Below are 22,691 nucleotides of genomic sequence, written 5' to 3' on the forward strand. Positions count from 1 at the left end.
AACTCGCGCCTTGTCAATTTATATGGCCGGAGAGAGCGGGATTTCAGAATAAAAAGTGCCGATGGTTGAGGATATTAAAGGTCGAGGTAAGAAAAATCGTAGCGCGATATATCCGCTAAATTAATTCACTCCAGCTATCCGTGGTTCGCGGGGTCGCCGCTCCGGTTATCTACCAATATTGCGGGCTGACGGGCTATTGGTAATTCTGCCGTTAACGCTTAATAATGTGTTCACTGAATGTATCTGGCCTGCGGGCCGAGGGGTTAGAAGGATGAAACCATTTCGTTTGGCGGCGCTGTCTCTGGCGCTACTTACCGCGCTATCGATAACCGGCTGCGACGACAGCGGCAAACCGCAGGCGGCCGCGCCGGCGGCATCCGCAGCGGCGGATAACGCGCCCGCGAAGCCGGACAGCGCCCAGCTGGCGGCGCTGGCTGAGAAAAGCAAAGGCAAAGCGTTAACGCTGCTGGATGCCTCTGAAGTTCAGCTCGACGGCGCGGCGACGCTGGTGCTGACTTTTTCTATTCCTCTACAGCCGGATCAGGATTTCTCCCGCAGCGTGCATCTGGTCGACAAAAAAAGCGGCAAAGTTGACGGGGCATGGGAGCTGGCGCCCAACCTTAAAGAGCTGCGTCTTCGCCATCTTGAGCCAAAACGCGAGCTGATCGTTTCGGTGGATCCCACCCTGGCGGCGCTGAATAAAGCGACTTTTGACAGCAGCTTTGAAAAAACCATTACCACCCGCGACATCGCCCCGAGCATCGGCTTTGCCAGCCGCGGCTCGCTGCTGCCGGGGAAAGTCGTGGCCGGACTGCCGGTGATGGCGCTGAATGTCGATAACATCGACGTCAATTTTTTCCGGATTAAACCTGAATCACTTTCGGCCTTCGTCAGCCAATGGGAATACCGGAATTCCTTGAGCAACTGGGAGTCGGACGAGCTGCTGAAGATGGCCGATCTGGTCTACACCGGCCGTTTTGACCTCAACCCCGCGCGCAATACGCGCGAAAAGCTGCTGTTGCCGCTGGCGGATATCAAGCCACTGCAGGAGCCGGGCGTCTATATCGCGGTGATGAATCAGGCGGGCCGCTACAGCTATAGCAACGCTGCGACGCTGTTCACCCTCAGCGATATTGGCGTATCCGCGCACCGTTATCACCATCGGCTGGATATCTTTACCCAGAGTCTGGAAAACGGCGCGGCGCAGTCCGGTATCGATGTGCAGCTTCTGAACGCCAAAGGGCAAACCCTGGCGCAGGCGAAGAGCGACGCTCAGGGGCACGTGACGTTGCAAACGGATAAAGACGCGGCGCTGCTGCTGGCGCGTAAGGACGGGCAAACCACTCTGCTGGATCTTAAACTTCCGGCGCTGGATCTGGCTGAGTTTTCTATTGCCGGCGCGCCGGGCTTTAGCAAGCAGCTGTTTATGTTTGGTCCGCGCGATCTCTACCGCCCGGGCGAAACGGTGATCCTCAACGCGTTACTGCGCGATAGCGACGGCAGGCCGCTTCCCGAACAGCCGGTAAAGCTGGAAGTGGTGCAGCCGGATGGCCAGGTAATCCGCTCGACGGTCAGCAAACCGATCAATGGCCTGTATCAATTTACTTATCCGCTCGATAGCGGCGCGGCGACCGGGATGTGGCACATTCGCGCCAGTACCGGCGATAACCAGCCGCGCGAGTGGGATTTTCACGTTGAAGATTTTATGCCTGAGCGCATGGCGCTGAATCTCACGCCGCAAAATGCCCCCGTTTCGCCGGCTGCGGATGTCAGCTTTGCCGTAAGCGGGGCGTATTTGTACGGCGCGCCGGCCAGCGGCAACTCGCTGCAGGGTAAACTGTTCCTGCGTCCGCTGCGCGACGCGGTACCTGCGCTGCCGGGCTTCCAGTTTGGCGACATTGCCGAGGAGAATCTTTCCCGCAGCCTGGATGAAGTGCAGACCACCCTGGATGACCAGGGACATGCGGAAGTCACCGCCGCCAGCCAGTGGCAGGAGAGCCGCTCGCCGCTGCAGGTGATCCTGCAGGCCAGCCTGCTGGAGTCCGGCGGCAGACCGGTTACGCGCACCGTCAGGCAGCCGATCTGGCCGGCCGAAACGCTGCCTGGCATCCGTCCGGAATTCGCCCTGAAAGAGGTTTATGACTATCGTACCGACAGCACGATCAAGCAGCCGGTAGTGGATGAAAACAGCAACGCCGCATTTGAAATTGTCTACGCCGATGCCAAAGGCGAAAAGAAAGCGGTCTCCGGGCTGCAGGTGCGATTAATTCGCGAACGTCGCGACTACTACTGGAACTGGTCCGAGAGCGAAGGCTGGCAGTCACAGTTCGATCAAAAAGATCTTCAGGAAGGTGAGGAATCGCTCGATCTCTCTGCCGGGCAAACGGCGAAAGTCAGTTTCCCGGTAGAGTGGGGCGCCTATCGCCTGGAAGTCAAAGGGCCAGATGATGTCGTCAGCAGCGTACGCTTCTGGGCAGGGTACAGCTGGCAGGATAACAGCGAAGGCCAGGGGGCGGCGCGTCCGGACCGCGTTACCATGAAGCTGGATAAACCGGCCTATAAACCCGGCGATACGATCAAGCTGCATATTGCCGCTCCGGCTGCCGGTAAAGGCTACGCGCTGGTGGAATCAAGCGAAGGGCCGCTGTGGTGGCAGGAGATTGACGTCCCGGCGGAAGGGATGGAGTTATCTATCCCGGTGGATAAAGCCTGGAATCGTCACGACCTGTACCTCAGCACCCTGGTGATTCGCCCGGGGGATAAATCCCAGTCCGCAACGCCAAAACGGGCCGTGGGGCTGCTGCACCTGCCGCTTGGCGATGATAACCGTCGTCTGAATCTGGCGCTGGAAGCACCGGATAAAATGCGTCCTGACCAGCCGCTGAAAGTGAAGATTAAGGCCAGCCTCAAAGAAGGCGAGACGCCGAAACAGGTTAACGTTCTGCTCTCTGCCGTCGATAGCGGCGTACTCAATATTACCGACTACGCCACGCCGGATCCCTGGAACGCGTTCTTTGGCCAGAAACGCTACGGCGCCGATATTTACGATATCTATGGTCAGGTCATTGAAGGACAGGGGAGGCTCGCCAGCCTGCGCTTTGGCGGCGACGGCGATGAACTGAAACGCGGCGGTAAGCCGCCGGTTAATCACGTGACGATTATCGCCCAGCAGGCACAGCCGGTTATGCTGGATGAGAAAGGCGAAGGGACGGTGACCCTGCCAATCGGCGACTTTAACGGCGAACTGCGGATCATGGCGCAGGCGTGGACGGCTGATGATTTCGGCAGCAGCGAAGAAAAAACGATCGTGGCGGCGCCGGTGATTGCGGAGCTGAATATGCCGCGTTTCCTCGCCAGCGGAGATACCACTCGCCTGGCGCTGGATCTCAGCAACCTGACCGATAAGCCGCAGACGCTCAACGTTGCGCTGGCAGCCAGCGGTCTGCTGCAGCTTGCAGGGGGAGAAATACCGCCGGTGCATCTGGCGCCCGGCGCGCGCAGCACCCTGTTTGTGCCCGTTCGCGCCCTACAAGGCTTTGCCGATGGTGAGGTAAATGCCACTATCAGCGGCCTGAACCTGCCGGGTGAAACTTTCACGCCAATGCAGAAGCAGTGGCAGCTGGGCGTGCGTCCCGCCTTCCCGGCGCAAACCGTGAATTCCGGCGCTGTCCTCCAGCCGGGGGAAAGCTGGCAGGCTCCGGCGGCGCAAAGCGAGGGTTTCTCGCCGGCCACGCTGCAGGGGCAGCTGGTGTTTAGCGGCAAGCCGCCGCTGAACCTGGCGCGCTATATTCGCGACCTGAAGGCCTATCCTTACGGCTGCCTGGAGCAGACCACCAGCGGGCTATTCCCGTCGCTCTATACCAACGCCGCCCAGCTTAAAGCCCTGGGGATCGGCGGCGATAGCGATGAAAAACGACGCGCGGCGGTGGATATCGGCATTTCTCGCCTGCTGCAGATGCAGCGCGATGACGGCGGTTTCGCCCTGTGGGACAGAGAGGGGCCGGAAGAGTACTGGCTAACCGCCTACACGATGGACTTCCTCGTCCGGGCGGGCGAGCAGGGCTATAGCGTACCAACCAACGCCGTCAATAACGGCAACCAGCGCCTGCTGCGTTATTTACAGGAGCCGGGGCTGATCGCCGTCCGCTACAGCGATGATGCCCAGGCCAGCCGTTTTGCCGCTCAGGCCTACGCCGCGCTGGTGCTGGCACGGCAGCAGAAAGCGCCGCTCGGCGCGCTGCGTGAAATCTGGAGCCGTCACGACCAGGCGCGTTCCGGTCTGCCGCTACTGCAGCTGGGCGTGGCCCTGAAATTGATGGGCGATGCGCCGCGCGGCGACGAAGCCCTGAAGCTGGCGATGACCACGCCGCGGCAGGAGGCGAACCGCTGGCTCGGCGATTACGGCAGCGAGCTGCGCGACGATGCGCTGAAGCTGGCGCTGCTGGAGGAGAACAAACTGCTGCCGGAAGCGCAAAATACGCTGCTCAGCCATCTGGCGGAAGAAGCCTACGGCCAGCGCTGGCTCTCGACGCAGGAGAGTAATGCCCTGTTCCTGGCCGGACGTACGTTGCAGGATCTTCCCGGCAGCTGGCAGGCGCAAACCTCCGTGCAGGCCGAACCGCTCTCCGGCGAGAAAGCGCAAACCCGTAACCTGACCGGCGATCAGCTGGCGGCCTTGCAGGTGACCAATACCGGTCAGCAGCCGCTGTGGCTCCGTCTCGACAGCAGCGGCTATCCGCAGAACGCGCCGCAGCCGGGGGGCAACGTGCTGGGCATTGAACGGCAAGTTTTCGATACCCAGGGTCAGCAGAAATCGCTCTCTTCGCTGCGCAGCGGCGAACTGGTTTTGGTGAAGCTGGAGGTGACGGCTAAGCGTAACGTCCCGGACGCGCTGGTGGTGGATTTACTCCCGGCGGGGCTGGAGCTGGAAAACCAGAATCTGGCCAACAGCAGCGCCAGTCTGCAGGAGAACGGCGAGGTGGTGCAAAATCTGCTTAACCAGATGCAGCAGGCCGATATCCAGCATATTGAGTTTCGCGACGATCGCTTTGTGGCCGCGGTAGCTATCAATGAAGGCCAGCCGGTGACGCTGGTTTATCTGGCGCGCGCGGTGACGCCGGGCACCTATCAGGTACCGCAGCCGCAGGTTGAGTCGATGTACGTGCCGCAGTGGCGGGCAACTGGCGCAGCCAGCGGACCGCTAACCGTTGCGCCATAAATGCGGGTGCTGAGGCGTATCAAACGCCGCTGGCGCTGGCTGGCGGCGTTTATTTTTTTGCTGTGGCTATTGCTGCTGGCGGCAGACCGGCTGTGGCCGCTGCCGCTGCGTGAGGTTACCCCTGCCAGAGTAGTGGTGGCGGAAGACGGGACGCCGCTGTGGCGCTTTGCCGATGCGCAGGGCGTCTGGCGCTATCCGGTAACGCTGGCTGACGTTTCGCCGCGCTATTTGCAGGCGCTGATCCACTATGAAGATCGCTGGTTCTGGGAGCATCCCGGCGTTAACCCGTTGGCGATCGCTCGCGCCGCCTGGCAGGATCTCACTTCCGGGAGAGTGATCTCCGGAGGGAGCACCCTGACCATGCAGGTGGCGCGCCTGCTCGATCCTCATCCCCGCACCTTCGGCGGCAAGCTGCGTCAGCTATGGCGGGCGCTGCAGCTGGAGTGGCATCTGTCAAAAAGCGAGATCCTCACGCTCTATCTCAATCGGGCGCCGTTCGGCGGCACGCTGCAGGGGATTGGCGCGGCCAGCTGGGCTTATCTCGGTAAACCGCCCGCACAGCTAAGCTACGGCGAAGCGGCGCTGCTGGCCGTTCTGCCGCAGGCGCCAAGCAGGCTGCGCCCGGACCGCTGGCCGGAACGTGCGCAGGCGGCGCGCGATAAAGTGCTGCTGAGAATGGAAAATCAGGGCGTGTGGCCGCAGCAGCCGGTGCGAGAAGCTATCGAAGAGCCCGTCTGGCTGTTTCCGCGGCAGATGCCGCAGCTGGCGCCGCTTTTCTCCCGCCGCGCGCTGGCGAGCAGCCGGTCTGAGAAGGTAGTAACGACGCTGGATGCCGGGCTGCAGCGGCAGCTGGAGGATCTGGCGCTGAACTGGAAATCGCGCCTGCCGCCGCGCAGCTCTTTAGCGATGGTGGTGGTCGACCATACCAATATGAAGGTGCGCGGCTGGGTAGGATCGGCGGATATCAGTGATGATAGCCGCTTTGGCCACATTGATATGGTATCGGCGATCCGCTCCCCGGGTTCGGTACTGAAACCGTTTGTTTATGGCATGGCACTGGATGAGGGGCTGATCCATCCGGCTTCGCTATTACAGGATGTCCCGCGCCGGTTTAGCGACTACCGGCCGGGCAACTTTGACAGCGGTTTTCACGGGCCGGTAAGCGCCAGCGAAGCGCTGGTTCGCTCGTTGAACCTTCCGGCTGTGCAGGTGCTAGAGGCCTACGGGCCGAAGCGTTTTGCCGCCAGGCTGCGCAATGCCGGATTGCCGCTGATGCTGCCCGCCGGCGCGGAGCCGAATCTATCGCTGATCCTCGGCGGCGCCGGCGCGCGTCTGGCGGATATCGTGGCGGCGTACAGCGCGTTCGCCCGTCACGGTAAGGCGGGGCAACTGCGCATCACTCCTGATTCACCGCTGGTTGAACGACCGCTGCTGTCGCCGGGGGCCGCCTGGATTGTGCGGCGCATTCTGGCCGGCGAAGCGCAGCCGGTTCCCGATGCGTCGCTGGTACAGGTGGTGCCGCTGGCGTGGAAAACCGGAACCAGCTACGGCTATCGCGATGCCTGGGCAATCGGCGTGAACGCCCGCTATCTGATAGGTATCTGGACCGGAAGACCTGACGGCACGCCGGTTGTCGGACAGTTTGGCTTCGCCAGCGCGGTGCCGCTGCTGAATCAGGTCAATAATATGCTGCTGGCGCGGCCGGCAATGAGCCGCGGCGGATTGCCGAGCGACCCGCGTCCCTCATCGGTCAGCGCCGGAACGGTTTGCTGGCCCGGCGGGCAGTATTTACCTGCGGGGGATGCGAACTGTCGCCGACGGCTGGCCACCTGGCTACTTGATGAGAGTCAGCCGCCGACCTTGCTGCTCCCTGGACAGGAAGGTATGCGTGGGATCCGCTTTCCGGTCTGGCTGAACGAAAAAGGACAGCGGGTGGCGGCAGATTGCCCCGGCGCGGTAGAGAAAAGTTTCGACGTCTGGCCGCTGCCGCTCGAACCCTGGCTACCCGCAGGCGAACGACGTCGGGTCAGGCTGCCTGCAGTTTCGGCGGCGTGTCCGCCGGTCCAAAGCGCTGATGCCGCACCGCTGGTGCTCTCGGGCATACGCGAGGGCGCAGTCGTTAAACGACTGCCCGGCGAGCAGAGGGTGATGCTGTCGCTGCAAACGACCGGAGGGGAAGGGCGGCGCTGGTGGTTTCTGAACGGCGAGCCGCTGCTGGCGGAAGGCTCCAGCGCGACCCTTAACATCGATCGCCCTGACCGTTATCAACTGGTGGTGATGGATGAGGCGGGGCAAATTGTTGCCGCGAACTTCACGGTGCAATAAACAGAACTTGCCGTAATGGGCTGGATTTGTTGTTTAAGGTCGCTTTTTTTTAAAAAAATGTTACCTAAACACATAGGCAATCGCCTTAGATGATGATTATAATTCGCGCCGTATTTATCGGTCTCATCTGCTCATCTGCAAAACAGAACAACATATATAAAGAGGTTATCATGGCTATTGAACGTACTTTTTCCATCATCAAACCAAACGCGGTGGCAAAAAACGTTATTGGCGGCATCTTTTCTCGCTTTGAAGCTGCAGGGTTCAAAATCGTTGGCACTAAAATGCTGCATCTGACCGTTGAGCAGGCTCGCGGCTTCTATGCTGAGCACGAAGGTCGCCCGTTCTTTGACGGTCTGGTTGAGTTCATGACTTCCGGTCCGATCGTTGTTTCCGTGCTGGAAGGCGAAAATGCGGTTCAGCGTCATCGTGACCTGCTGGGCGCAACCAACCCGGCGAACGCGCTGGCGGGTACGCTGCGCGCAGACTACGCTGACAGCTTCACCGAGAACGGCACCCACGGTTCCGATTCCGTTGAATCCGCTGCGCGCGAAATCGCGTTTTTCTTTGCTGAAGGCGAGGTTTGCCCGCGCACCCGCTAATCTCCCGCGTCTTTCACGCCACCGCTTTGTTGGCTTCATTCGCGCACCCCGGTCACATCGTTATCTATGCTCCCGGGGATTTGCGAACTCGCCGCCTCGCCGTGACGTAAAATGCTTTGGAGATACCATCCTCGTCGCCTTTTCGACCGTCGCGGTGTTGGCTGCGCGCGTTCACCCCGGTCACGAGGAGCTGCCTGGCAGTTACAGATTTTTTCATCATTGCTGCGTGCAGACGTAGTATTGATGGGCCAGAATTTGTAGAATACAGCGCCCCGGCTGAGCAGTCGCTCCCGGGGCGTTTCTTTTTAACCCTCCAGGGGCCATAACGTGTAATAACGAGGCCGGAATCAATTATGTCTGAACAAATAGTCACACCTGATAGCGCCGCACTGACGGTGCCGAACAAAGATGCCAAAATCAACCTGCTGGATCTGAATCGTCAGCAGATGCGCGAGTTTTTCAAAAACATGGGCGAAAAGCCTTTCCGCGCCGATCAGGTGATGAAATGGATGTATCACTACTGCTGCGATAACTTTGACGAGATGACCGACATCAACAAAGTTCTGCGCGGCAAATTAAAGGAAGTCGCGGAAATCCGCGCCCCGGAAGTCGTGGAAGAACAGCGCTCCAGCGACGGCACCATCAAATGGGCGATTGCCGTTGGCGATCAGCGCGTCGAAACCGTGTATATCCCGGAAGACGATCGCGCCACCCTGTGCGTTTCTTCTCAGGTGGGCTGTGCGCTGGAGTGTAAATTCTGCTCCACGGCGCAGCAGGGCTTTAACCGCAATCTGCGGGTTTCGGAAATTATCGGCCAGGTCTGGCGCGCGGCGAAAATCGTCGGTGCGGTGAAGACCACCGGTGTGCGTCCGATTACCAACGTGGTAATGATGGGCATGGGCGAGCCGCTGCTGAACCTGACCAACGTGGTTCCGGCTATGGAAATCATGCTCGACGACTTCGGCTTTGGGCTCTCAAAACGTCGCGTCACGCTCTCCACTTCCGGCGTGGTGCCTGCGCTTGATAAGCTTGGCGATATGATTGACGTCGCGCTGGCTATCTCTCTGCACGCGCCAAACGATACCATTCGTGACGAAATCGTGCCGATCAACAAGAAATATAATATCGAGACCTTCCTGAACTCGGTACGTGGTTATATTTCGAAGTCCAATGCCAACCAGGGCCGCGTGACGATCGAATACGTCATGCTGGATCACGTCAACGACGGTACCGAGCATGCCCACGAGCTGGCGGCGCTGTTAAAAGATACGCCGTGCAAGATCAACCTCATCCCGTGGAACCCCTTCCCGGGAGCGCCGTATGGCCGCAGCTCCAACAGTCGCATCGACCGTTTCTCCAAGGTATTGATGGAGTATGGTTTCACCACTATCGTGCGTAAAACTCGCGGTGACGATATCGACGCAGCCTGCGGCCAGCTGGCCGGCGACGTTATCGACCGAACCAAACGTACGCTGCGTAAACGTATGCAGGGCGAAGCGATCGACGTGAAGGCAGTCTGATAAATGATGCAGCGCACAGCCTGGGCGGTGCGCTGCATATTTATGTTGTATAGCCGGGCGAAATACGCTGTTCTGGTTAATAATTACGGTGCGTTTTTGTCGACTTTGAGGCAGTATGTAGCGGTACAACAACCGCTTAGCATTCAATATTGATAAGTCTCTGTGATAGTACGTCATACGGACTTATACTGTTTGTCTGACGTTGAGCAGATGTCTCGCGGCGCGGGGTCACCGGCGCTGAATTTTAAATTTCACGTACCAGTAGTTGTAGCGAATGAATACTGAAGCCACTCAAGACCATCAAGAAGCAAACACTACGGGCGCGCGTTTGCGTAACGCCCGCGAACAACTCGGGCTCAGCCAGCAAGCGGTGGCTGAGCGCTTATGCCTGAAGGTTTCCACGGTTCGTGATATTGAAGACGATAAGGCACCCGCCGATCTGGCTTCAACCTTCCTGCGCGGCTATATCCGCTCTTATGCCCGCCTCGTGCACATCCCTGAAGAAGAACTGCTGCCGATGATGGCGAAGCAGGCTCCCATTCGTGCGGCAAAAGTGGCGCCAATGCAGAGCTTCTCGCTGGGTAAACGTCGCAAAAAACGCGACGGCTGGCTAATGAGTTTTACCTGGCTGGTGTTGTTCGTGGTGATTGGCCTCAGCGGCGCGTGGTGGTGGCAGGACCACAAAGCGCAGCAGGACGAGATCTCCACCATGGCCGATCAGTCCTCCGCCGAGCTGAACGCTGGCGATAACAACAGCCAAAGCATTCCTCTGGACAATGGTTCGGCGAATTCTTCCGCCGATACCGCTGCTAACAGCGCGCCGGCAGAGACCTCTTCTGCGCCAGCAACCTCTGCTCCGGCTGCGACTGCGGCCCCGGTCGATAACAACGCCGTTGTTGCGCCTTCTCAGGCGAACGTTGACACGGCGGCTACCCCAGCGCCCGCCAGTCCAACTTCGCCGCTACCGACCGACCAGGCAAACGTGACCGCTGCGCCGGCCTCGGCTCAGGATCTGGTGCTGAATTTCACCGCCGACTGCTGGCTGGAAGTGAGCGATGCGACGGGTAAAAAGCTGTTCAGCGGGTTGCAGCGTAAAGGCGGTAATCTCAATCTGAGCGGCCAGGCACCTTATAAATTGAAAATCGGTGCACCGGCGGCGGTACAGATACAGTATCTGGGTAAACCAGTCGATTTGAGTCGTTTTATCAGAACTAACCAGGTTGCACGTCTGACCCTTAATGCCGAACAATCACCGGCGCAGTAACAGACGGGTAACGCGGGAGATTTTTCATGCATAACCAGGCTCCGATTCAACGTAGAAAATCAAAGCGAATTTACGTTGGGAATGTGCCGATTGGCGATGGCGCCCCCATCGCCGTACAGTCGATGACAAACACGCGCACCACCGATGTGGCGGCGACGGTAAATCAAATTAAAGCCCTTGAGCGCGTTGGCGCGGATATCGTTCGTGTTTCGGTGCCAACGATGGACGCGGCAGAAGCCTTTAAGCTTATCAAACAGCAGGTGAGCGTACCGCTGGTTGCCGATATCCACTTCGATTACCGCATTGCGCTGAAGGTAGCGGAATACGGCGTTGATTGTCTGCGTATTAACCCGGGCAATATCGGTAACGAAGAGCGTATCCGCATGGTGGTGGACTGCGCTCGTGATAAAAATATTCCCATCCGTATCGGGGTAAACGCTGGTTCTCTGGAAAAAGATCTCCAGGAGAAATACGGTGAACCGACTCCGCAGGCGCTGCTGGAATCGGCAATGCGCCATGTCGATCATCTCGATCGTCTCAATTTCGATCAGTTTAAAGTCAGCGTAAAAGCTTCCGATGTGTTCCTCGCGGTCGAATCCTATCGTCTGCTGGCGAAACAGATCGACCAGCCTCTGCATCTCGGGATTACCGAAGCGGGCGGCGCGCGCAGCGGCGCGGTGAAGTCCGCGATCGGCCTCGGACTGCTGCTGTCTGAAGGGATCGGCGATACCTTGCGCGTTTCTCTGGCAGCGGATCCGGTTGAAGAGATCAAAGTTGGCTTCGATATTCTCAAGTCGCTGCGCATTCGCTCTCGCGGGATCAACTTCATTGCCTGCCCGACATGTTCACGTCAGGAGTTTGACGTTATCGGTACCGTTAACGCCCTGGAGCAGCGCCTGGAAGACATCATTACGCCGATGGACATTTCGATCATTGGCTGCGTGGTGAATGGCCCAGGCGAGGCGCTGGTGTCGACGCTCGGCGTGACCGGCGGCAACAAGAAAAGCGGCCTGTACGAAGACGGCGTCCGTAAAGACCGACTGGATAACGACGATATGATCGATCAGCTGGAAGCGCGTATTCGCGCTAAAGCATCGATGCTGGATGAGGCGCGTCGTATCGATATTCAGCAGGTTGAAGCGAAATAACGTGTTGGGAAGCGATACGCTTCCCGTGTATGATTGAACCTGCGGGCGCGAGGCGCCGGGGTTCATTTTTGTATATATAAAGAGAATAAACGTGGCAAAGAACATTCAAGCCATTCGCGGCATGAACGATTATCTGCCGGGCGAAACCGCTCTCTGGCAGCGCATTGAAGGCTCACTGAAGCAGGTGCTTGGTAGCTACGGTTACAGCGAAATCCGTATGCCGATTGTAGAGCAGACCCCGTTATTCAAACGCGCTATCGGCGAAGTGACCGACGTGGTTGAAAAAGAGATGTATACCTTTGAGGACCGTAACGGCGATAGCCTGACCCTGCGTCCGGAAGGTACGGCGGGTTGCGTACGCGCCGGCATCGAACATGGTCTCCTGTACAATCAAGAACAGCGCCTGTGGTATATCGGGCCAATGTTCCGCCACGAGCGTCCGCAAAAAGGCCGCTATCGTCAGTTCCACCAGATTGGTGCGGAAGCGTTCGGTCTGCAGGGGCCGGATATCGATGCCGAGCTGATCATGCTGACCGCCCGCTGGTGGCGTGAACTGGGGATCTCCAGCCACGTTGCCCTTGAGCTGAACTCTATCGGTTCGCTGGAAGCTCGCGCCAGCTATCGCGACGCGCTGGTGGCTTATCTTGAGCAGTATAAGGATAAGCTCGATGAAGACTGCAAACGCCGCATGTACACCAACCCGCTGCGCGTGCTGGATTCTAAAAACCCGGAAGTTCAGGCGCTGCTGAACGATGCGCCGACGCTGGGTGATTATCTTGACGAAGAGTCCAAAGCGCACTTCGCCGGGCTTTGCGCGCTGCTGGACGATGCCGGTATTCGCTATACCGTGAATCAGCGTCTGGTGCGCGGTCTCGACTATTACAACCGCACCGTGTTTGAGTGGGTTACCACCAGCCTCGGCTCACAGGGAACCGTCTGTGCCGGTGGGCGTTATGACGGTCTGGTTGAGCAGCTTGGCGGTCGCGCAACGCCTGGCGTCGGCTTTGCGATGGGGCTGGAACGTCTTGTTTTACTGGTTCAGGCAGTGAATCCGGAATTTAAAGCCGATCCTGTTGTCGATATATACCTGGTAGCCTCCGGAACTGACACCCAGTCCGCAGCAATGCGTCTGGCTGAACAGGTACGCGATGCGTTACCCGGCGTTAAGCTGATGACCAACCACGGCGGCGGCAACTTTAAGAAGCAGTTTGCTCGCGCTGATAAATGGGGCGCTCGCGTTGCGCTGGTGCTGGGCGAAGCAGAAATCGCTGACGGAAACGTGGTAGTGAAAGATTTACGCTCAGGTGAGCAAACTACCGTAACGCAGGATAGCGTTGCCGCGCATTTGCGCACACTTCTGGGTTAATTTCCCGGGAAACATTAGTCAGGAGAAGGACTGCGTGGAACTTTACAATAACGAAAACGATCAGGTCGACGCGCTGAAGCGCTTCTTTGCTGAAAATGGCAAAGCGCTGGCCGTTGGGGTGATTTTGGGCGTTGGCGCGCTGGTTGGCTGGCGCTACTGGACCTCCCATCAGTTGGATACCGCCAGAGGCTCGTCTCTGGCTTATGAAAATGCGATTTCCGCGCTTAAAGCGGATAAACCAGAGGCGCTGAACGCGGCGCAGAAATTTGCCGCCGACAGCAAAAACACCTATGGTGCGTTTGCTTCTCTTGAGCTGGCGCAGCAGTTTGTTGAGAAAAACGATCTGCAGAACGCTGAAAAGCAGCTTCAGCAGGGGCTTGCCGCTGCTTCTGATGATAACCTGAAATCGGTTATCAATATGCGTCTTGCTCGCGTACAGCTACAGCTTAAGCAGCCTGATGCCGCGCTGAAAACCCTGGATGCCGTGAAAGGCGAAGGCTGGACCGCGATTGTCGCCGACCTGCGCGGCGAGATCCTGCTGAGCAAAGGCGATAAGCAAGGGGCGAAAGCGGCCTGGGAAGCGGGCGCGAAAAGCGATGCTTCGCCGGCGCTCAGCGAAATGATGCGTATGAAAATAAATAATTTGTCCATCTGAGAGGGACTCGATGCAATTGCGTAAATTACTTTTGCCAGGGCTGCTTTCCGTTACCTTATTGAGCGGTTGTTCGCTGTTTAACAGCGAAGAAGATGTGGTGAAAATGTCGCCACTGCCGACGGTGGAAAACCAGTTTACGCCGTCCACGTCCTGGAGCACCTCCGTTGGCGGCGGTATTGGCGAATTCTACTCTAACCTGCACCCGGCTTTTGCTGATGGCGTTGTGTATGCCGCCGATCGTAAAGGCACCGTTAAAGCCCTGAATTCAGGCGACGGCAAAGAGGTGTGGTCGGTTAACCTGGCCGAGAAAGACGGCTGGTTCTCCCGCGCGCCTGCGCTGCTCTCCGGCGGCGTGACCGTCTCGGGTGGCCATGTGTATATCGGTAGCGAAAAAGCGAAAGTTTACGCGCTGAATACCAGCGACGGCACCGTCGCATGGGAAGCGAGCGTAGCGGGTGAAGCGATTTCCCGTCCGGTCGTCAGTGACGGTATGGTGTTGATTCACACCACTAACGGTCAGCTGCAGGCGCTGAACGAAGCTGACGGCGCGGTGAAATGGACCGTTAACCTGGATATGCCAGCGCTCTCTCTGCGCGGCGAATCCGCTCCGGCTACCGCATACGGCGCAGCGATTGTGGGCGGCGATAACGGTCGCGTCAGCGCGGTGCTGATGCAGCAGGGGCAGATGATTTGGCAGCAACGTATCTCTACCGCCACCGGTCCGACGGAAATCGACCGTCTTAACGACGTCGATACGACGCCGGTTATCGTGAACGGTGTGATTTATGCGCTGGCCTATAACGGCAACCTGACGGCTTTGGATCTGCGCAGCGGCCAGATTATGTGGAAACGCGAGCTGGGTTCAGTGAACGATTTCATCGTCGACGGCAACCGTATTTACCTGGTTGATCAAAACGACCGTCTGCTGGCGCTCACCACCGACGGCGGCGTGACGCTGTGGACGCAAAGCGATCTACTGCACCGTCTGCTGACGGCGCCTGTGCTGTATAATGGCAACCTGGTTGTTGGCGATAGCGAAGGCTATATGCACTGGGTCAACCCGGAAGATGGTCACTTTGTGGCTCAGCAGAAGGTAGACAGCTCAGGCTTCCTGACCGATCCGGTTGTTGCTGACGGCAAACTGCTGATTCAGGCGAAAGACGGTACGCTGTACGCGATTACGCGTTAACAACAGCGGTAGTCTATTTTTGAGAAACGGCCCCTGGCAGACAGGGGCCGTTTTGGCTTTTTTAAAAACGCCGTGAAAATGGCGTTGTATCGATTTTAGTATGAGGCATTTAACATGATACCTGTGGTCGCGCTTGTCGGGCGCCCTAACGTTGGAAAATCCACGCTTTTTAACCGCTTAACGCGCACTCGCGATGCGTTGGTCGCGGATTTCCCGGGGCTGACTCGTGACCGTAAGTACGGTCGTGCTGAAGTGGAAGGCCGCGAATTTATCTGTATCGATACCGGCGGGATCGACGGTACCGAAGATGGCGTAGAAACGCGGATGGCGGAACAGTCGCTGCTGGCGATTGAAGAAGCGGACGTGGTGCTGTTTATGGTCGATGCGCGGGCGGGCCTGATGCCGGCGGACTCGGCAATCGCTAAACATCTGCGCTCCCGCGAAAAGCCGACCTTCCTGGTGGCAAACAAAACTGACGGCATCGATGCCGATCAGGCGATCGCCGATTTTTGGTCGCTGGGGTTAGGCGAGATTTATCCTATCGCCGCTTCACACGGTCGCGGCGTCACCAGTCTGCTGGAGCACGTCCTGCTGCCGTGGGTTGATGAGGTGAACCCGCCGGAAGAAGTGGACGAAGACGCGGCATACTGGGCACAGTTTGAAGCCGAGCAGAACGGCGAAGCAGTTGAAGAGCCGGAAGAAGATTTTAACCCACAGGATCTGCCGATTAAGCTGGCGATAGTGGGTCGCCCGAACGTGGGTAAGTCAACGCTCACCAACCGTATCCTGGGCGAAGACCGCGTAGTGGTCTACGACATGCCCGGAACGACCCGCGACAGCATCTACATCCCGATGCAGCGCGACGAGCGTGAATATGTGCTGATTGACACCGCCGGCGTGCGCAAACGCGGTAAGATCACCGATGTCGTCGAGAAATTCTCGGTGATTAAAACCCTGCAGGCGATCGAAGACGCCAACGTGGTGCTGCTGGTGATTGATGCGCGGGAGGGGATTTCCGATCAGGATCTCTCTCTGCTGGGCTTTATCCTCAACAGCGGTCGCTCGCTGGTGATTGTCGTTAACAAATGGGACGGCCTGAGCCAGGAAGTTAAAGAGCAGGTGAAAGAGACTCTGGACTACCGTCTGGGCTTTATCGACTTTGCCCGCGTGCACTTTATCTCCGCGCTGCACGGTAGCGGCGTAGGCAACCTGTTTGAATCCGTGCGCGAAGCGTACGACAGCGCAACCCGTCGCGTGGGTACCGCTATGCTGACCCGCATCATGACCATGGCTGCCGAAGACCATCAGCCGCCGCTGGTGCGCGGTCGTCGCGTGAAGCTGAAATATGCCCACGCCGGGGGGTATAACCCGCCGATCGTGGTTATTCACGGTAATCAGGTTAAAGATCTGCCGGATTCGTATAAGCGCTACCTGATGAACTACTTCCGTAAATCACTGGAAGTGATGGGCACGCCAATTCGCATTCAGTTCAAGGAAGGGGAAAACCCGTTTGCCAACAAACGTAATACTCTGACGCCTAATCAGATGCGTAAGCGTAAGCGCTTGATTAAACACATCAAGAAAAGCAAATAAGCTATCCGTCAGCATTAAAAATAGAAAGCCCGCATCCGTCGGGCTTTTTTATTATCGGCCACCGATCATGCGCAGAATAATAAACTCGCTTGAGGCTGCGTTATAAATGTGAGAAAAACCAGGGAGGATAAATATTTTTGTGACAATGAGGTCAGAATGAAAAGCTTCTTAACTCTCCTGATGCTGTTTCTTTTTCCCATAGCCTGTACCGCTGAATCACAACCTGTTGAACCGCGCGTTAAGCCTGCTTATCCAGCGAAAGCCGCAAAAAAAGGGATACCGGGTCAGGTTAAAGCGCAATTTGACGTTGACGAGAATGGGCGGGTGACTAACATTCAGTTATTAAGCTCCGATCCCTCCGGAATGTTTGATAATGAAGTCAGGGCCGCAATGGGAAAATGGCGATACGTTAAAGGGAAGCCTTCCAGCAATAACATCATTACCATTCATTTCACGCCGGGGCCGTGTTCCGTTGAGGTGCCAGCGCCAAATCAGCCCGGCAGTATTCGAAGCGGTGGCGTCCCTTTTCGCTAAGATGAATGCACGTGAAATAACGAAGGGACAATCGAAATAAACGCCGGGAACAGGGATATGAAAAAAACAATCGTGATGTTCGCTTTGGTCATATTAACCAGCAGCTGTACGCCGTTTCATCCTGCTGACTGTCATAAAACCTCAGCGCTTGGGAGCTGTAGCTCTGGACGATTCAGCGATGATGATGAATATGGCAGGCAGGCGAGATCGATAAAAGAGTCTATTGATTCCCGATTATCCAATCGCTACGGCTGGACGGGGAAAAAATGCACGATCCATGTGAGTTTCAGCTATGAGGGGAAACTGAATAGCATCACAACGAGTGAAGGTAATAAAAAATATTGCGCTGCGCTGATTGATGCCGCTAAACGGGCCACCTTCCCGCCGTTCACCGATAAGCAGGTGTACGACGCTTTTGCTCAGTCCCGGTTCAGTATGCAGGGTGAGTAAAATAAACGCGGCGATCCGCTCGGGAGCGAATAGTCTGCTGGAGTTCAGTGGCTGGCAGCAGCCACAGATTGTGCAACCGTGATAAAATAAAGCCACATACCCGTCGTCAGGAGTCACCATGGAATTTGATTGCCCCGTGTGCCATGCGCAGCTTGCTGTGCAGGGCAATAGCGCCCACTGCGCGCATTGCGCGAAAGAGTATGTTGTTGAAGCCCGCTGCCCGGACTGCCACAAGCCGCTGGAAGTATTAAAAGCCTGCGGCGCGGTAGATTATTTTTGTCAGAATGGCCACGGGCTGATTTCAAAAAAACGCGTCGAGTTTGTGCCGGTTTAATTTTTATCGCTGACGCAGCTTTCACCGTCGCGCCAGAGTTCAACCAGTGATTCTGGCGCACGCTCCTCCGGGATGAGAATAATCAGGCTGTGGTAGTGCTGCTCGCTGACGATCTGAATGCGAAAAAAACGCTGGTCGCCGCTGCCCGGCGAGTCGGGCTGCCCCGGCGGCTTGCCCAGCGGTAGCGATTGTTGAAGAATTGAAGCGATCCGCTGCTTCTGTTGCTCGTTGAGCTTCGCAACCACAATCTTACGCATTCCACTGAGCGCCGGGATCCAGGCGACGCCCCCCTCGCGAGCCAGTTCAATAATCGCATCATCGCTAAGATCGGCAAGATTCATAGCACCACTCCGACGCGCCCCCAGGCTTGAGTAATGGCATCAGCGATCTCTTTGCCAAAACGTTTTTCGCCATGGCGAACCGTGAGCCTGGCAAAGGTTGAAAAATCAGCGTCTTTTGCCAGAGAGTTATCACACACCGCGTCATACCAGGCGTGGCCCGCTTTTTGCCACGCAAAACCGCCGATCGCGCGGGCGGCGAGATAAAAGGCGTGATTAGGAATGCCGGAATTGATATGTACGCCGCCGTTATCCTGCTGGGTATGCACAAAATCTTTCATGTGAGCGGGCTGCGGATCTTTGCCAAGGATGGGGTCATCGTAAGCGGAGCCGGGCTGAGACATAGAGCGCAGACCTTTGCCGTGAATGCCTTTCGCGAGCAGTCCCTCACCTATTAGCCAGTCCGCCTTGTCCGCCGTTTGCTGGCGCTGATATTGTTTGACCAGCGAGCCAAAGACGTCCGAGAGTGATTCGTTAAGCGCGCCAGATTGTTCGAAGTAGATAAGACCGGCTTCGCTCTCCGTCACGCCATGGCTTAGCTCGTGCGCGACGACGTCAATGGCGATAGTAAAGCGATTAAAAATCTCGCCATCACCGTCGCCAAATACCATTTGCTGGCCGTTCCAGAACGCATTTTGATATTCGTGGCCATAGTGGACGCTGCCGGTGAGCTTTAGCCCGCGGTTATCCAGAGAATCGCGCTGGTAGCTCTTCCAGAAAAACTCATGGGTGATGCCGAGATAGTCATAGGCTTCATCAACGGCCACATCACCGTTGGAGGGCTGCCCCTCAAAACGGACCTGCGTTCCCGGTAGTTCCTGGGTTTGCCCGGCATCGTAAATGTCGCGCTCAAGCTGGCCCGGCGTGGTGACATGGGGAGCAGCGGGGCGTCCGGGAACATGCGCCATCAGGGACTGAACATGGCTGAGGGTATTCTGCGCGCAGCGCTGCTGCTGAAGCGAGCCATGGTCGACAATGCGGCGTAAAATATAGGGCGGAATCACATAACGAGGATAAGCAACAGGCATATCACGCTCCTTAGCCGGATAGAACCGTTTAAAAAGGGCATGAGAGCAGTATAGTTATCCCCGGTTGAAAAGGCAGAATAATCAGGCTTTTTTACGGGAGCGCGTTTTCTTCGCCGGCGTGATGTTTTTCACTTCGCTCTCCACCCAGCCATCGTTCAGGCGGGTAGTGAGAAGGTCTCCCTCGCGTACCTGTTTGGTCTGCTTCAGCACTTTGCCGTCGCTGGCGGAAGTCACGCTATAGCCGCGGGCGAGCGTCGCCAGCGGGCTGACGGCTTCCAGATGCGTGACCATATTGCCGAAGCGCTCGCGCTGCTCGCCGAGGCGGCTGCGGATATTTTCCGCCAGGCGATATTCCAGCTGTTGAATACGGCTCTGGGCACGGTGAATACGCGGCTGCGGATTTTGCTGATTCAGACGCTGCGTAGCGCGCTGCTGGCGCTGATCGGCGCGCTTCATCTGCGTCTCAAGAGCGAAACGCATGCGCTGACGCAACCTTTCCAGCTCCGTTTGCTGGCGAGCAAGGCGCAACTGAGGATGCTGCTGCTGCAGGCGGTGAAATATCTGGGTAAAGCGACGATGGCGGTTGGCAAGGAAGTAGTCCATCGCCATCTCAAGACGCTGCTGTCCTGACTGGAGCTGGCGCAGCAGCTCCAGCTGGTTACGGCTGACCATTTCTGCCGCCGCGGAAGGCGTTGGCGCGCGCAGGTCGGCGACGAAATCGGCAATAGTGACGTCAGTTTCATGGCCCACGGCGCTGACGATGGGAATCGGACTGCTAAATATCGCCCGCGCCACCCGCTCGTCGTTAAAACTCCATAAATCTTCCAGCGAACCGCCGCCGCGTCCGACGATAAGTACGTCGCATTCGCGGCGCGCGTTGGCCAGTTCAATCGCGCGAACAATCTGCCCCGGTGCGTCTTCGCCCTGAACGGCGGTCGGATAAATAATCACCGGCAGGGAAGGGTCGCGACGCTTGAGCACCTGTAAAATATCATGCAGCGCGGCGCCGGTTTTAGAGGTAATGACGCCTACGCAGTGCGCAGGGGAGGGAAGCGCTTTTTTATGCTGCTGATCGAACAAGCCTTCCGCCGCCAGGGCGGCCTTCAGCTGTTCATACTTCTGCTGAAGCAGTCCTTCGCCCGCAGGCTGCATGCTCTCCACGATAATCTGATAATCGCCGCGCGGCTCGTAAAGGGTGATGTTGGCGCGAACCAGTACCTGCTGCCCGTGCTGCGGACGGAAGGTCACCCGGCGGTTGCTGTTGCGAAACATTGCGCAGCGCACCTGGGCGTTATCGTCTTTTAAGGTAAAGTACCAGTGACCGGAAGAGGGCTGGCTGAAATTGGAAATCTCGCCGCTGATCCATACCTGGCCCATTTCACGTTCCAGCAGCAGCCGGACCGACTGATTGAGGCGGCTAACCGTGTAAATTGAGGGGGATTGAGATGGCAACATGTGAGCAAGATCAAATTCTAAATCAGCAGGTTATTCAGTCGATAGTAACCTGCTGAGATGGGATCGCAAGTATTATTTGCAAAAAAGGGTAGATGCAATCGGTTACGCTCTGTATAATGCCACGGCAATATTTATCCACCCTGGTCGAGATATTGCCCATGCTACGTATCGCTAAAGAAGCTCTGACGTTTGACGACGTCCTCCTCGTTCCCGCTCATTCAACCGTTCTGCCAAACACCGCCGATCTCAGCACCCAGCTGACGAAAACCATTCGCCTGAATATTCCTATGCTCTCCGCAGCAATGGATACCGTGACGGAAGCGCGTCTGGCGATTGCCCTGGCACAGGAAGGCGGCATCGGTTTTATTCATAAAAACATGTCTATCGAGCGTCAGGCGGAAGAAGTTAAGCGCGTGAAGAAGCATGAGTCCGGCGTGGTTACCGACCCGCAGACCGTTCTGCCGACTACGACTCTGCGCGAAGTTAAAGAGCTGACTGAACGTAACGGTTTTGCTGGCTATCCGGTTGTGACCGAAGACAATGAGCTGGTCGGCATCATTACCGGCCGCGATGTGCGTTTCGTCACCGACCTGAACCAGCCGGTTAGCGTATATATGACGCCGAAAGAGCGTCTGGTTACCGTTCGCGAAGGTGAAAGCCGCGAAGTGGTCTTTGCCAAAATGCATGAAAAACGCGTTGAGAAAGCCCTGGTTGTGGATGACAGCTTCCATCTTCTCGGCATGATCACCGTTAAAGATTTCCAGAAAGCGGAACGTAAACCGAACGCCTGTAAAGATGAGCAGGGTCGCCTGCGCGTTGGCGCAGCGGTTGGCGCGGGCGCGGGTAACGAAGAGCGCGTTGATGCGCTGGTTGCCGCGGGCGTCGATATTCTGCTGATCGACTCTTCTCACGGTCACTCTGAGGGCGTATTGCAGCGTATTCGCGATACCCGCGCAAAATATCCTGACCTGCAAATCATCGGCGGCAACGTGGCGACCGGCGCGGGCGCACGTGCGCTGGCGGAAGCAGGCTGCAGCGCGGTGAAAGTGGGTATCGGCCCTGGCTCCATCTGTACGACGCGTATCGTGACCGGCGTGGGTGTTCCACAGATCACCGCCGTTTCTGACGCGGTTGAAGCGCTGGAAGGCACCGGTATACCGGTTATCGCCGACGGCGGTATTCGTTTCTCCGGCGATATCGCCAAAGCCATCGCCGCTGGTGCTTCAGCCGTCATGGTTGGCTCGATGCTGGCGGGTACCGAAGAGTCCCCGGGCGAAATCGAACTCTACCAGGGGCGTTCTTACAAATCTTACCGCGGTATGGGTTCCCTTGGCGCGATGTCTAAAGGCTCCTCCGATCGCTACTTCCAGACCGATAACGCCGCCGACAAACTGGTACCGGAAGGTATCGAAGGTCGCGTCGCCTATAAAGGCCGTCTGAAAGAGATTATTCACCAGCAGATGGGCGGACTGCGCTCCTGTATGGGCCTGACCGGTTGTGGTACCATCGACACCCTGCGGACCAAAGCGGAATTCGTGCGCATCAGCGGCGCGGGTATCCAGGAGAGTCACGTTCACGACGTGACCATTACCAAGGAATCCCCGAACTACCGCATGGGCTCCTGATTTTCATCGCCCGGCCACGCGCCGGGCGATTTATTTAACCTGTATCA

17 protein-coding genes are annotated in these 22,691 nt (G+C 57.4%); 14 read left to right on the plus strand and 3 right to left on the minus strand.

The annotated features are described in order from the left end of the window. The first annotated feature begins 271 nt into the window (after positions 1-271). From K2184_RS06045 to K2184_RS06105, 13 genes are all read left to right on the plus strand, one after another. The gene (locus tag K2184_RS06045) at positions 272-5,218 is read left to right on the plus strand and encodes an alpha-2-macroglobulin family protein (protein WP_023321428.1); all 4,947 of its coding nucleotides are present in this window, start codon (positions 272-274) and stop codon (positions 5,216-5,218) included. Then, complete coding sequence (gene pbpC, locus K2184_RS06050) at positions 5,219-7,543, plus strand: peptidoglycan glycosyltransferase PbpC (RefSeq protein ID WP_023321427.1); 2,325 nt, start codon at positions 5,219-5,221, stop codon at positions 7,541-7,543. A 170-nt stretch (positions 7,544-7,713) separates the two neighbouring features. Beyond that, positions 7,714-8,145 (plus strand): nucleoside-diphosphate kinase, encoded by a 432-nt coding sequence (gene ndk / locus K2184_RS06055; protein ID WP_004114414.1) that lies wholly within the window; start codon positions 7,714-7,716, stop codon positions 8,143-8,145. A 353-nt stretch (positions 8,146-8,498) separates the two neighbouring features. Next, positions 8,499-9,665 (plus strand): bifunctional tRNA (adenosine(37)-C2)-methyltransferase TrmG/ribosomal RNA large subunit methyltransferase RlmN, encoded by a 1,167-nt coding sequence (locus K2184_RS06060; protein ID WP_004104488.1) that lies wholly within the window; start codon positions 8,499-8,501, stop codon positions 9,663-9,665. 274 nt (positions 9,666-9,939) lie between these two features. Beyond that, a complete protein-coding gene (gene rodZ, locus K2184_RS06065; RefSeq protein ID WP_004114411.1) occupies positions 9,940-10,929 on the plus strand; it encodes a cytoskeleton protein RodZ in 990 nt (329 codons plus the stop codon). Positions 10,930-10,955: 26 nt separating this feature from the next. Next, positions 10,956-12,077, plus strand: coding sequence for a flavodoxin-dependent (E)-4-hydroxy-3-methylbut-2-enyl-diphosphate synthase (gene ispG / locus K2184_RS06070; RefSeq protein WP_004104485.1), 1,122 nt, complete (start codon positions 10,956-10,958; stop codon positions 12,075-12,077). 91 nt (positions 12,078-12,168) lie between these two features. Beyond that, on the plus strand, positions 12,169-13,443 hold the full coding sequence (gene hisS / locus K2184_RS06075) for a histidine--tRNA ligase (protein ID WP_004104483.1): 1,275 nt from the start codon (positions 12,169-12,171) through the stop codon (positions 13,441-13,443). A gap of 34 nt (positions 13,444-13,477) precedes the next feature. Then, positions 13,478-14,098 carry a YfgM family protein gene (locus tag K2184_RS06080; RefSeq protein WP_004104480.1) on the plus strand — a complete coding sequence of 207 codons (621 nt, stop codon included), beginning with the start codon at positions 13,478-13,480 and terminating at the stop codon, positions 14,096-14,098. A 10-nt stretch (positions 14,099-14,108) separates the two neighbouring features. Next, positions 14,109-15,287 (plus strand): outer membrane protein assembly factor BamB, encoded by a 1,179-nt coding sequence (gene bamB, locus K2184_RS06085; protein WP_004104478.1) that lies wholly within the window; start codon positions 14,109-14,111, stop codon positions 15,285-15,287. 114 nt (positions 15,288-15,401) lie between these two features. Continuing rightward, entirely contained in the window at positions 15,402-16,880 is a 1,479-nt protein-coding gene (der, locus tag K2184_RS06090) for a ribosome biogenesis GTPase Der (protein WP_004104476.1), read from the plus strand. A 156-nt stretch (positions 16,881-17,036) separates the two neighbouring features. Continuing rightward, positions 17,037-17,414 carry a TonB family protein gene (locus K2184_RS06095; RefSeq protein ID WP_023321425.1) on the plus strand — a complete coding sequence of 126 codons (378 nt, stop codon included), beginning with the start codon at positions 17,037-17,039 and terminating at the stop codon, positions 17,412-17,414. 57 nt (positions 17,415-17,471) lie between these two features. Next, positions 17,472-17,864, plus strand: a complete 393-nt coding sequence (locus tag K2184_RS06100; protein WP_004104474.1) for a cell envelope integrity TolA C-terminal domain-containing protein — start codon at positions 17,472-17,474, stop codon at positions 17,862-17,864. 118 nt (positions 17,865-17,982) lie between these two features. Then, positions 17,983-18,198 carry a zinc ribbon domain-containing protein gene (locus K2184_RS06105; protein WP_004104473.1) on the plus strand — a complete coding sequence of 72 codons (216 nt, stop codon included), beginning with the start codon at positions 17,983-17,985 and terminating at the stop codon, positions 18,196-18,198. Here the strand turns inward: K2184_RS06105 and K2184_RS06110 are convergent. From K2184_RS06110 to xseA, 3 genes are all read right to left on the minus strand, one after another. Beyond that, positions 18,195-18,539 carry a protealysin inhibitor emfourin gene (locus tag K2184_RS06110; protein ID WP_004104472.1) on the minus strand — a complete coding sequence of 115 codons (345 nt, stop codon included), beginning with the start codon at positions 18,537-18,539 and terminating at the stop codon, positions 18,195-18,197. The two genes, K2184_RS06105 and K2184_RS06110, sit on opposite strands and share 4 nt — an antisense overlap. Beyond that, positions 18,536-19,564 carry a M4 family metallopeptidase gene (locus K2184_RS06115; protein WP_004104471.1) on the minus strand — a complete coding sequence of 343 codons (1,029 nt, stop codon included), beginning with the start codon at positions 19,562-19,564 and terminating at the stop codon, positions 18,536-18,538. Before K2184_RS06115 ends, K2184_RS06110 begins: the two co-directional genes overlap by 4 nt. An 81-nt stretch (positions 19,565-19,645) precedes the next feature. Further along, a complete protein-coding gene (xseA, locus tag K2184_RS06120) occupies positions 19,646-21,019 on the minus strand; it encodes an exodeoxyribonuclease VII large subunit (RefSeq protein WP_023321423.1) in 1,374 nt (457 codons plus the stop codon). A 158-nt stretch (positions 21,020-21,177) separates the two neighbouring features. Here xseA and guaB point away from each other — a divergent pair, with 158 nt between their 5' ends. Next, positions 21,178-22,644, plus strand: a complete 1,467-nt coding sequence (gene guaB / locus K2184_RS06125) for an IMP dehydrogenase (RefSeq protein ID WP_004104469.1) — start codon at positions 21,178-21,180, stop codon at positions 22,642-22,644. Positions 22,645-22,691 lie beyond the last annotated feature (47 nt).

Origin of the sequence: Klebsiella sp. K5-306, from assembly GCF_051835185.1 — a bacterium.
GTDB classification, from domain to species: Bacteria; Pseudomonadota; Gammaproteobacteria; order Enterobacterales; family Enterobacteriaceae; genus Klebsiella; species Klebsiella oxytoca.